The sequence below is a fragment of the Vibrio chagasii genome (assembly GCF_002954585.1).
GTDB classification, from domain to species: Bacteria; Pseudomonadota; Gammaproteobacteria; order Enterobacterales; family Vibrionaceae; genus Vibrio; species Vibrio chagasii_A.
Genome location: NZ_MSCI01000001.1, coordinates 454170 through 466815, shown reverse-complemented (window position 1 = coordinate 466815; position 12646 = coordinate 454170). Strand labels below are relative to the sequence as shown.

At 43.9% G+C, this 12646-nt stretch carries 10 protein-coding genes; 4 read left to right on the top strand and 6 right to left on the bottom strand.

Annotated features, from left to right (window positions below):
• Positions 1 to 320: 320 nt before the first annotated feature.
• Positions 321 to 944, bottom strand: a complete 624-nt coding sequence (locus BTO10_RS02280) for a helix-turn-helix domain-containing protein (RefSeq protein ID WP_004738115.1) — start codon at positions 942 to 944, stop codon at positions 321 to 323.
• Between the two features lie 440 nt (positions 945 to 1384).
• Between BTO10_RS02280 and BTO10_RS02275 the strand changes: the two genes are divergently transcribed.
• The 3 genes from BTO10_RS02275 (at position 1385) to gcvP (ending at position 6079) form a co-directional block, all read left to right on the top strand.
• On the top strand, positions 1385 to 2677 hold the full coding sequence (locus BTO10_RS02275; protein ID WP_105023423.1) for a serine hydroxymethyltransferase: 1293 nt from the start codon (positions 1385 to 1387) through the stop codon (positions 2675 to 2677).
• A gap of 51 nt (positions 2678 to 2728) precedes the next feature.
• Positions 2729 to 3109, top strand: coding sequence for a glycine cleavage system protein GcvH (gcvH, locus tag BTO10_RS02270; protein WP_004738119.1), 381 nt, complete (start codon positions 2729 to 2731; stop codon positions 3107 to 3109).
• A gap of 90 nt (positions 3110 to 3199) precedes the next feature.
• The gene (gcvP, locus tag BTO10_RS02265) at positions 3200 to 6079 is read left to right on the top strand and encodes an aminomethyl-transferring glycine dehydrogenase (RefSeq protein ID WP_105023422.1); all 2880 of its coding nucleotides are present in this window, start codon (positions 3200 to 3202) and stop codon (positions 6077 to 6079) included.
• An 844-nt stretch (positions 6080 to 6923) separates the two neighbouring features.
• On the opposite strand, the gene BTO10_RS02255 is transcribed toward gcvP, so the two are convergent.
• Positions 6924 to 7238 (bottom strand): hypothetical protein, encoded by a 315-nt coding sequence (locus BTO10_RS02255; protein ID WP_374955520.1) that lies wholly within the window; start codon positions 7236 to 7238, stop codon positions 6924 to 6926.
• 383 nt (positions 7239 to 7621) lie between these two features.
• On the opposite strand from BTO10_RS02255, the gene BTO10_RS02250 reads away from it, so the two are divergent.
• Positions 7622 to 9004: an MATE family efflux transporter gene (locus BTO10_RS02250; protein WP_105023419.1), complete on the top strand. Its 1383-nt coding sequence runs from the start codon at positions 7622 to 7624 to the stop codon at positions 9002 to 9004.
• Positions 9005 to 9099: 95 nt separating this feature from the next.
• Here BTO10_RS02250 and BTO10_RS02245 read toward each other — a convergent pair whose 3' ends face one another.
• From BTO10_RS02245 to BTO10_RS02230, 4 genes are all read right to left on the bottom strand, one after another.
• Positions 9100 to 9636 (bottom strand): MSHA biogenesis protein MshA, encoded by a 537-nt coding sequence (locus BTO10_RS02245; RefSeq protein WP_181143961.1) that lies wholly within the window; start codon positions 9634 to 9636, stop codon positions 9100 to 9102.
• 397 nt (positions 9637 to 10033) lie between these two features.
• Complete coding sequence (locus tag BTO10_RS02240; protein WP_105023418.1) at positions 10034 to 10660, bottom strand: LysE family translocator; 627 nt, start codon at positions 10658 to 10660, stop codon at positions 10034 to 10036.
• Between the two features lie 155 nt (positions 10661 to 10815).
• Complete coding sequence (locus tag BTO10_RS02235) at positions 10816 to 11676, bottom strand: delta-class carbonic anhydrase (RefSeq protein WP_004740909.1); 861 nt, start codon at positions 11674 to 11676, stop codon at positions 10816 to 10818.
• 371 nt (positions 11677 to 12047) lie between these two features.
• Complete coding sequence (locus BTO10_RS02230) at positions 12048 to 12518, bottom strand: hypothetical protein (protein WP_032554318.1); 471 nt, start codon at positions 12516 to 12518, stop codon at positions 12048 to 12050.
• Positions 12519 to 12646: the final 128 nt, after the last annotated feature.

The window sequence follows — 12646 nt, the reverse complement described above, 5'->3', positions numbered from 1 at the left end:
ATAGGCTTATATCGTCTGCGTTATAAAAACAGATAGCTGTACAAAACCTCTACAACTCACTTTCTAAGAATTCACTTCAGTAAACTTCAATCAACATGAGTAAACCGTGTTCACTATAGTAAACAAGCCTGAGTCAGTTTTACACCCTTAACAAGATTAAAACAGCTCAAAATGTGACATTTAACAATTTAAAAACAACTTTTAGTCGCATACAAAAACGCGATATTGATGCTTTTAACACCAATATCGCGTCTTTTGGCAAGCGTTAGAAACAAAAGCAAACGTTTGCATTCACTATAAGAAATTCTAATTTTGTTAACTTATTTTGCAGTCACCCACAAAATAAGAGCATCTTCTGTACTGGTGGAAATCAACATATGGCCCATGTTGGCATCGTAATACATGCTATCCCCTTCACTCATCGGTACAGGTTCATAGAATTCTGAGTAGAACATCACATCACCAGAGATAACCATTAAGAACTCTTCACCATCGTGACGAACCCAATCATTATACTCTTCAAAAGTACGTGCTCTAACACGGCTTTTGAATGGCATCATCTTTTTATTGGAAAGCTCAGTCGCCAGCAGTTCATGCTCGTAAGTTGGAGTTGGGTGAGGTTTCCCCTGGCCTGCCTTAGTTAAGTCACGACGTCCCGTCGCAACTTTTTTCCTTGGCGGCTCAAAGAGTTGCGGCATATCGATTTGCAAACCTATTGCTAGTTTCTGCATTGCTTGAAACGTTGGCGAAATTTGTTCGTTCTCAATCTTACTCAACGTAGAGCGTGCTAAGCCGGTACGTTGGCTCGCCTCCTCTAACGTAATGCCTAACTTGCCGCGGATATCTTTAATACGCTGACCAAGCTTAAGTGGCTCGATATTCTGATCTAACGTTTCCTTCGCTAACGTTAAAGATGGGTACTCATCATAAATGTCTTCTGACATAGGTCCCTCATTCATTTCTTACTTCCTGTCTATTAAATTCATTGTTGCATGAAGCGCTTTGTTGATTAAAGAGCACACAGAGAAATAAAGCGTGCTCCCTGTAGCAAAACGAGAAAAACTGTTTCCTATTGGAAATTTTTGTTGAAAATTGATTTTATCGGAGCTATGTTATCGACTTGTTAGATGAAGAGATGCTACTTCAGCTTGTCACAAGTGATAGATTTAACATTTGTAAGAGCTGTTTTTTACCCGAAATTTTGGGAACCAATTCGTGCTGCATTGACCCTACAACGATCGCTTTGATGGTGTAGATGTATAAATAAAACGCAAACCGTCTATCTATACAGCTATATAACGCAAACGATACCGATGCAGAAATCTACGTAAGACCTAATGGACTATAAAAACAATCACCATTAGCTTAATGAAAGGTCTCGACAATGAACGCTTACCAAAACCATAGCTTAGACAGTTTTTTCTCTACGAACCTATCTGCGACTGACGACGCAGTATTTGCTGGAATCCAAGCAGAGAACACTCGTCAAAACGAACAAATCGAACTTATTGCTTCTGAGAACATCGTTTCTAAAGCAGTAATGCAAGCTCAAGGCACTTGCCTAACCAACAAATACGCAGAAGGCTACCCAGGCCGTCGTTACTACGGTGGTTGTGAGCACGTAGATACAGTAGAAGCTATTGCGATTGAACGTGCTAAACAGCTGTTCAAATGTGAATTCGCGAACGTACAGCCTCACTCAGGCGCTCAAGCAAACGGCGCAGTTAAACTTGCCCTACTTCAACCTGGCGATACTATCCTAGGTATGTCTTTAGACGCTGGCGGCCACCTTACTCACGGTGCACGCCCTGCTCTTTCTGGTAAATGGTTCAACGCAGTTCAATATGGTGTAGACCGCGACACACTAGAGATCGATTACGAAGCGGTACGCGCTCAAGCGATCGAATGCCAACCAAAAATGATTATTGCAGGTGGTAGTGCTATCCCACGCGTTATCGACTTCGCTAAATTCCGTGAAATCGCTGACGAAGTTGGCGCTATTCTAATGGTCGATATGGCGCACATCGCGGGTCTTATCGCGACAGGTGCTCACCCTAGCCCACTACCACACGCACACGTTGTAACGACAACAACGCACAAAACACTTCGTGGCCCACGCGGCGGAATGATTCTGACTAACCACGAAGACATCAATAAAAAGATCAACTCTGCAGTATTCCCTGGCCTACAAGGCGGCCCACTAATGCACGTAATTGCGGCTAAAGCTGTCGCATTTGGTGAAGCACTCGGCCCAGAATTTAATACTTATATTAATTCAGTGATCGATAACGCAAAAGTTCTTGCTGAAGTGTTGCAAACTCGCGGTTGTGACATTGTGACTGGCGGAACTGATACGCACCTAATGCTGGTTGACCTTCGTCCTAAGGGCTTGAAAGGTAACGTAACTGAAGAAGCATTAGAGCGTGCGGGCATCACATGTAACAAAAATGGCATACCATTCGACTCAGAGAAGCCTATGATTACTTCGGGTATTCGTTTAGGTACGCCAGCTGGAACCAGTCGTGGTTTTGGCACTGAAGAATTCAAACTTATCGGTGAATGGATCGGTGATGTTCTTGATGGCTTGGTTGAAAGCCCTGAAGGCAACGCTGAAGTTGAGCAACGTGTTCGCAAGCAAGTTAAAGAGCTTTGCAAGCGCTTCCCTCTTTACCGTTAATCCGTTTTTAAGATTTAAATTAAAACCTCATAAATTTTTGGAGAATAAGCAATGGACAATACACTTAAGTTTGCAGACAGCCACGAGTGGGTAAAAGACAACGGTGACGGTACTGTAACTATCGGTATTTCTGAGCACGCTCAAGAGATGCTAGGTGACGTTGTGTTTGTTGACCTGCCTGAAACTGATGACGAAATTGAAGCTGGCGAAAGCTTCTCTCTAGTTGAGTCAGTTAAAGCTGCTTCTGATATCTACGCGCCAATCTCTGGTGAAATCGTAGAAATCAACGAAGAACTAGAAGATAGCCCAGAGCTAATCAACGAAGAACCTTATGAAGGTGGTTGGATTGTTAAAGTGAAGATGTCTGATGCGTCTGAACTAGACAACCTTAAAGATGCGGAAGAATACCTAAGCTCTATCGAAGAAGACTAATAGGTAACCTCATTACGATAAAGCTGCTCTTGTGAGCAGCTTAATTTTAGGGGCTAGCTCACGGCTCCAGAGAGAAAGTAGAACGATATCATGACTGAATTACTTCAAAGCCAATTACTGAAATACTTGGGTACACAAAACGAGTTTGTTGCTCGTCATAACGGCCCAAATAAAGCAGACCAGCAAAAAATGCTTGAAGCGATCAACGCGACTAGCCTAGACGCACTGATCGACGAAACGGTTCCTGCACAAATCCGTCTTGAAAAACCAATGACACTTGCTGCGCCACTGAGCGAAATGGACATGCTGACCTCTCTTAAAGAGATCGCTAACCTAAACCAAGTGAAACGTACTTTCATTGGCCAAGGCTACTACAACACATTCACTCCAAACGTTATTCTACGTAACGTTTTAGAGAACCCGGGCTGGTACACAGCTTACACACCATACCAACCAGAGATTTCTCAAGGCCGTCTTGAGTCTCTGCTTAACTACCAACAGATGGTCATGGACCTAACTGGTATGGAAATCGCGAACGCGTCTCTTCTTGATGAAGCGACAGCGGCTGGCGAGGCAATGACACTGTGTAAGCGTGCTGGTAAGAGCAAGAGCAAAGTATTCTTCGTTGCTGACGATGTTCACCCTCAAACACTAGAAGTTGTTAAAACTCGTGCTGAGTACATCGGTTTTGAAGTAATGGTTGGCGCTCTTGAAACACTTCCAGAGCAAGACGTCTTTGGTGCACTAGTTCAATACCCTGGTACAACAGGTGAAGTACGTGACCTAACAGACGTAATTGCTAAAGCTCAAGCTAACAAAACACTAGTTACAGTTGCTACTGACCTATTAGCTTCTGCTCTACTTAAGCCAGCAGGCGAAATGGGCGCAGACGTAGTAATCGGTTCAGCTCAGCGCTTTGGTGTTCCTATGGGTTACGGCGGTCCACACGCTGCATTCATGGCAACTCGTGAAAAGCACAAGCGTACAATGCCAGGTCGTGTAATCGGTGTTTCTATCGACACGCACGGTAACCAAGCGCTACGTATGGCAATGCAAACTCGTGAGCAACACATCCGCCGCGAGAAAGCGACATCAAACATCTGTACAGCTCAAGCACTTCTAGCAAATATGGCGTCTTTCTACGCGGTTTACCACGGCGCAGAAGGCCTACGTACTATTGCTCGTCGTACACACCACATGACAGCTATCCTAGCGGCTGGCCTGACTAAAGCCGGTTACGAGCTAACGAACAACAGCTTCTTCGATACCATCACAATCAACTCTGAAGAGAAGACAGATGCACTGTACGCGAAAGCGCAAGCAGCAGACATCAACCTACGTCTACTTCCAGGCAAGATCGGTATCAGCTTAGACGAAACAACCACAGTGGATGATGTGAATGCCCTATTCGCTATCTTCGACGTGAAAGAAGACGTTCAAGCACTATCTACTGACATTGCATCAAACGAGTTTGCAGCAATTCCAGAAAACTGCCGTCGTGAATCTGAGTTCCTAACTCACCCAGTATTCAACACGCACCACAGCGAAACGCAAATGATGCGTTACCTAAAACAGCTTGAGAACAAAGACTTCTCACTAACGCACGGCATGATCCCACTGGGCAGCTGTACGATGAAGCTGAACGCTGCTGCTGAGATGATCCCAGTAACATGGCCTGAGTTTGGTTCTATTCACCCATTCGCACCTCTAGAGCAAGCGGCTGGTTACACAGCACTAGCGAAAGATCTTAAAGAGAAGCTATGTGAAATCACCGGTTACGACGATTTCTCACTACAGCCTAACTCTGGTGCATCTGGCGAATACGCAGGTCTAATCGCGATTCAACGTTACCACGCAAGCCGCGGTGAAGCTCACCGTAACGTTTGTCTGATCCCAAGCTCTGCGCACGGTACTAACCCTGCAACAGCATCAATGGTTTCAATGAAGGTAGTAGTTGTTAAGTGTGATGAAGATGGCAACATCGACATGACTGACCTAGCAGCGAAAATCGAGAAGCACAAAGACAACCTATCAAGCATCATGATCACTTACCCTTCTACGCACGGCGTATACGAAGAGCAAGTGAAGGAAGTATGTGAACAAGTACACGCAGCGGGCGGTCAGGTTTACCTAGACGGCGCGAACATGAACGCTCAAGTAGGTCTAACTTCTCCTGGCTTCATCGGTTCAGACGTATCTCACTTGAACCTTCACAAAACATTCTGTATCCCACACGGTGGTGGTGGTCCGGGTATGGGTCCTATCGGCGTTAAATCGCACCTAGCACCTTTCCTACCAGGTCACATCGAAAACGGTGTACAAGGTTCTGACTGCGCGGTATCAGCAGCAGATCTGGGTAGTGCTTCAATCCTACCTATCTCTTGGGCTTACATCGCTATGATGGGCGAACCTGGCCTAACAGACGCGACTAAAGTTGCGATCCTGAACGCGAACTACGTGATGGAAAAACTACGTCCTCACTACCCTGTTCTTTACCGTGGTACTAACGGCCGCGTAGCGCACGAATGTATTATCGATATTCGTCCACTAAAAGAAGAAACAGGCATCAGCGAAGAAGATATTGCTAAGCGTCTAATGGACTTCGGTTTCCACGCGCCTACTATGTCTTTCCCAGTTGCTGGCACGCTAATGGTAGAGCCAACTGAATCAGAAGATTTAGAAGAGCTAGACCGTTTCTGTGAAGCGATGATCGCAATCCGCCACGAAATGGCAGCAGTGAAAAACGGTGAATGGCCACTAGACAACAACCCTCTAGTGAACGCACCGCACACACAAGTTGACCTAGCTGGCGCAGAATGGGATCGCCCTTACTCTCGTGAACTTGGTTGTTTCCCATCGAAAGCAACGAAGAACTCGAAGTACTGGCCTACTGTTAACCGTGTAGACAACGTATACGGCGACCGTAACCTAATCTGTTCTTGCCCAAGCATCGATAACTACGAAGATTAATACGTAGCGGCGCTAAGTAGCGAAACATAACAAAAGCGAACCACTTGGTTCGCTTTTTTGTTGTCTGAAATTTGAGTCCAACAAAAGCATTGACCTTACCGTAAGGGAAAGGTTTAAGGTGAGATTAATCCAACGATGTATGAGGAAATGATGATGGGATGTTGTAACAAAGCGCCAAAAGGTGGAGCCCCTCTTGGCTTGCTTCTAAAAGTAACACTTGGAATTGGTTTTTTGGTATTTTTGCTGGCTCTGTGGCAGTAAGAGGCTAATACAAAGATAGGTTTGAAACTAAACAATGATGGCATGGTCATGATAGATAGCGCCAAGTTGATATTGGCGCCATAGTTGTATGGTTGGTGTTTACCCTATTGGCTTACATGTTCCTAAAAACGTACTTTGATACTTATAGGATTCAATTACACCTTGCTCATCCGTAATAAAAGTATACGTGCAACTGTCATTGAAGATCCTATATTCCGCCTCAATCACACCACCATCTATAGACTTCATTTGGTAGGGTTCTCCCCACTGCTCTACAAGTTTATCTATATGATGTCCGGTCCAACTTTCACCAAAGTAGCTCTCAGTCACAAGTAAAGAGCAACCACTTAGGACGAGCGCAAACGCTAAACTCAGTAATCTTAATTTCATAACGGTTAACCTAGTCATTCATACGGATGCGAGGGTAACAATAAAATGATTCACATAAAAGATAAAACGAGGGCGGACATAAGAGCAGATAACTTCCAGCAATACTTTGAGGCAACTAGCAACTTTAGTTTTTAAAGAAATAACTATATGTACTACTCGTTGCTAATTAACCTAAGCCGTTTATTAACGGTGGTTAGTTGGAGATAGTAGTCTCTTTAAAAACCAGCTTCAGTGGTTTAACTAATGAGAAAATCCACAAACCGAACGCTACAAAACACCACATAAACAGCGTTAGAAACAAACTAAACATTGGCCACATTGCTAAAGCTAGTAGCAGACCAGACAGCCCCGTTACTGGTGTCTGTTCCCACTTTACCGTTTCCGCACCAAATATGGATGCGACACCACATATTAAGAAGAAAACAAAGAAGCTCAGACTAAATCCGATAAAGAGCATTTTGAAAAGAGACCTTTTCGAGATTTTCTTAACTGTAATTTCCATTTGTATCCCTATTGTTCTACAACACCTGTTAAAAAGCTCTGGACTTAGCTACAGAACTTTCCTACCTAGTTCCCTATGCCAACAATTTTACTAGCCTCCGTCTTCCCATAACAATCACTTATGCCGCCTACTTAGTGATTAGTATAGCAAATATATAATTTAACTGCCTTGTATGATTCCCACTAAATCATGAGCTTACACGCGTTATATCCGTGTTGTAACCATCACAACCTACCCTTACCTCAGAGCAAATTAAACTCTATAAATCCAATGCTTGACCCTATACGGTAAGGTGTTTATATTGTCGCCGCCCAAACGGGGCACATCCTAAAATGCACACCGGCCATCCTGCCATCACTGGTGCATTTATATTGGTGTTTTGAACTTCCATGCTAATGAAACTTCGTCCTTTTACTCGTGAATCGGGTGCGCTTATGCATCTTTCGATTCCAATCATTTTGACTCAAATAGCTACCCAAGCGATGGGATTTGTCGATACGACAATGGCTGGCCAAGTAAGCCCCGCCGATCTTGCCGCTATTGCACTTGGCACTAGCCTTTGGATTCCTGTGTTGCTGTTACTACGTGGTGTGATTATGGCGTTAACGCCGGTCGTTGCTTACCACCGTGGCGCTCGCGACTTTCAGAGTATCTCTGTCGAGTTCTTTCAAATGGTATGGCTTGCATTAATTGCGAGTGTACTGCTCATCGCTTACCTCGTAAGTGCGAAACCCATCTTAGAATGGATTGGGGTTGCCGCTGAGATTATTCCTATCGGCAGTGACTATGCGTTTGCCCTAGCCTTTGGTGTACCGGGTATTGCCCTGTTCTACACTTTGAACGGCTTCTGTGAAGGCATGAACAACACCAAAGTACCGATGATCATTTCGGTAATTGGTTTGTTAATTAACATTCCAGTCAACTACGTGCTTATTTACGGTAAGTTTGGTTTCCCTGAAATGGGCGCTGTGGGCTGTGGTTGGGCTACAAGTTTAGTGTATTGGCTAATGTCGGGCATGTTGTATTCCTACATTAATGGTCATCACCACTATAAGACCATTATTAGCTTTGCCGATGCGAAGCCAAAAGCAAAAGAGATGCTTCACCTTCTAAAGCTAGGTTTACCTATCGGTATGAACATCGCTGTGTGTGGCAGTATCTTTGCGGTTATCGCATTGATGATCGGCCGTATTGGCGCAGAGAACGTGGCAGCGGCGCAAATCGCTCTCAATATATCGAGCCTGACTTACGTGATCCCAATGAGTATCTCGTTTGGCATTACGATTCGTGTTGGTCACGCTTTGGGTGAAAAAGACGAACTTGGTGCGATTGAGCGCAGTAAAGTCGGTATTTTGGTGGCAGCATTAATCTCGTTGCTTTCAGTGGCGATGTTCCTACTGTTCCCTGAATTAATCATTAGGCTTTACACGACAGACCCTGTAATCAGCGCAACGGCAGCAGTGTTATTGACCTTTACCGCTATGTACCAATTCAGTGATGCACTGCAAACCTCTGCAAATGGTGCTCTGCGCGGCTATAAAGATACTAAGATCCCAATGATCTTAGCTATCGCTTCATACTGGGGCATAGCGCTACCTATGGGTATGGTGTTGGGCTTAACCGACTACGTGGTTCCAGCTATGGGCGAAGAAGGCTTTTGGATTGGTATTCTAACTGGTTTGAGTGTCTCAGCCGCTCTGATGCTACTTCGCTTACGATACGTGATTAAGAAGCGTGACTTGCCACCAGCAGATGCGATAGCGACAAATTGAGTTGAACCAATCAACTAATACAAAGAAGCGCGTTACTGCCCATTGACGATAACGCGCTTTTTTATTCTGTCTCTAAAAGCTAAGAATGCGTTTGTTTAACACTCATCGTTCACAACGCGAACCGTACACACACACCCTTCCGGAGGACATTGACTGGCATTAGAGCGTCCAAAGGAGTCATAAAGTACATAACACCCTGACGGTAACGCGTCATCCGTTATATGGTTCTTATTTAAATCATCATCACTAAAAGGTTGGTTATATCCGACGACCGTGTGTCTATTACCAAAGTCAGAAATTATACTGTCATCATCAGACAAGGTCATAAAGTCGATCATCGTTAATTTGTCGCCCGACTCTCCTCGGCTCTCTGGGCAAAGTGTTCCCCAGTCAACTTCCACACTGCCGATACCAAAATCGATCACATAGTTGCTCTGATCACCTGGGTTTGACGCGTCTGGATTAAGTCCAGCGATAATCGCTTTAGACGTTACTTGTGTAATGACCCCTTCCATTGCACCCGCAACACCTTCAAGCACCGCTTCTCTCGCTGATTCTTGGATATTAAGAAACCTCGGCGCTGCCGTTACAGCAATAATACCGATTATCACGATCACAACGATTAGTTCCATTAACGTAAAGCCGTTTTTCTTCATAACACCCACATCAGCGACAACTTAAAGATTCGATAGCTCAATCATTAGATAACTTAATGAATTATCATTAACTATACATTCTGAGTAACACACTTAAAACCATATCCATTTCGCCACAAATAGCTTGAAAGGCCTTAATTTATAAACCCAGAACCAATTGGAAGCGTTGTCATATAAGGTATGAATAAGGTTTCTACCAATAATACTGTCTAATTGAATGAGGCTATATACGGATCAACTTTAATCCAAATATTTGAGCTAAAGCATGAACGACCAAATAGAAGCTTAATATAGCTAACGAAAAGGCGAACCAATTGATTCGCCTTTTCGTTTCAAGAGTCGTACTTAAAGAATCGAGCTTAACAAGTCATTTTTATCGATTAATCGCCAGATATGAGCCTGCAGCAATCATTATTCCTCCAGCGCTTTGATTTAAGCGTTTATGCGCGCGCGGGGTTTTCAGCAAAGTCACCATGCGCCCTGCTCCCATTGCAATGAGCATTAAGCCAGCCATTAGTGCAATAGAGGCTAATACAGAAACTAAGACAATATCTTGTAAGCGTAAAACTGACAGGTCAACAAACGTGGGTAAGAAGGAAATATAAAACAGAATCACTTTAGGGTTTGACGCTGATATCAGAAAACCTTGCGCAAAGCTCGCAAGTTCTGATTTCTGACTTTTTTTGGCCGTGTGTTCTGCTGAATCTTGTACTTCAGGTAATACCTTAAACATCTTGTAACCGAGGTAAATAAGGTAGGCAGCACCGGCATAACGAATGATCTCGAAAGCAAATGACCAATTTTCCGCAATGGTTGCTAAGCCAAAACAAGCAAGCGCTAAATAAATAAGATCACTGCATATCATGCCTAAAGAAAGAGAAATGCACTTTCGCCATCCATCAACCATACCACGAGCCAAAATCGCAAACACACCTGGTCCTGGAGTGATGCCAAATATAAACATGGCAATAAAGAATGTAACCGCACCTTCAAACGACATTGGCTTGTCCTTATTCATAGCTCAACATGATATTTTCTGAACGTAACATGCGATCTTAAAGGGAGTAAAGAAACTATTTACCGAGTCTTTATTAATAAAAAAGCGAACCGTATGGCTCGCTCTTTATACTTCAGCTTCAGTTGAAAAAAACTTAACTAGTTCGCGATTGGTGACAGCAACTTAGGGTTTACGACTAAGTTTCTCACACCGTGTGCGTGGTCTTCATTAAAGTCGTTCCCTTCACACCAGCTACCAACCGTTGCGATGTTCACTTTCGCCACTTGTGGTCTCACACTCCATGTTACTTGGAACGGTGAACCTTGCTCGTTGTAGCCAGGGCCGGTAGTAGAACCTGCATATTGAATCGCAGATCCTGTATTTTTTGGAATGTTGGTCGCTTGGTGCAAACCGTTCACTTTAGAGTGTTTAGCTAGCTCTTCAAAATCCAGCGCGTTGTCGTCGTTCACTAAGACGTAAACTTGGGTTTCTACACGCAACTGAGGGTTGGTAATCGCATCATTGAAACACGCCCCCAATGTTTCCCCAGGTCCCACTTGTGCGGTTGAGTAAACATAATGCACCTCGATAGTATCACCAGAGTGAAGTGAACCATGGTCGCTCGGGCAAATATCCTGACCGAATGGCTTCAGTTCTGCCTCACTTAGCTTACCTGTGTATTTGAATCCACTTTGGAAACCTTTGCCGTCACCATTACCTGCATACTGTGTAAACTCACCGCCTTTGTGCTCTGCGTTTTTATGAAAGTGAATATTACATAAGTTCATCGCGGATGAATCTGGCGCATCAGAGAACAGGCGCTCGTTAGTCCCTTCGTATGAACCTAGATCACGTGGTGCCTGCGGGCCAAAACCTTTGCCTTGTGTATTTTCGGACAGTTGTGCTCTTTGTTCGGCGATAACGCTGTCTGAAACCTCTTCATGGCTAGCACCAGACGCACTCGCCTGTGTCGATAACATAACCATGGCGACGCTTAAAAACACACTTTTGTTTTTCATATCTCTTCCCTAGACTCTAATTTATTAAACCTAACTGACTGTGTCACAGCGGAATATTACTATGCTCACGAGTGAATATAAGACATTGTCTTTGTAAGATTAGATTTCAATGCTTACTTTGGGAGAGTATTCAAACCATTGGTGCATATCACAAGATCAATAGGTTAAATACGGCGACTCCCTTCCATAACAAGTAAATACCGAGCTGCGCTGACCTGCCTCTTACTTAAATCCAACTCTTATTGTGTTAGTGAGCAGAAACAAGACGTTACGTAACCCTGAGGAATTTACTGCCAGTCACCAAATTCTGGATCAAAAAAGGCGAACCCATTGGCTCGCCTATGTTGTTTGTCGTGATTTTTAAAATCTAACTATTGTGCTGGACGCGTCCCTGAAGCAAATATTCCGAAAGTCATGACATTCAAAGCATCTGTCACACCCTCCAATGATTTGATGACTTGCTTCGTAGGCCCGTTACTGAATATATGGTTTCCCAAGCCTTTTTCGCTGTGAACCTTAGCGTGATCCTCAGTGGCTTGTTTATCTGTCACTTGGGTCTTTTCATTCGCTTCTGGTGATTCACTCAGTTCATGAGAAGCCACACTGTCATTGCTATTGATATCACTGTCTTCTGCGGTGACAACGCAGCTCTCTTTTACGCTATTTGTGTTAGGCTCAATGACATCTTCACTTGCCGTTTCATTGACCACACCCTCTTCGACACTGTTATTAATCACTTTTTCATTGCTTGAAATATTTTCGTCGGTTGGATTTTCACTAGTTGTCGCACAAGCGGATAAAAGCAACAGGCTAATAATTAATGTGGTTAATTTTCTGACCATGACGATTGGGGCTGGATTAATAAAACATTGTTCGATTGTAAGTAAATTAAACCAGAAGTTCCAGTTACACGCTTGTATTGTCGTAACGGGATGTGTACATAATTACGTACTGCTTAGGGGCTCTTGGG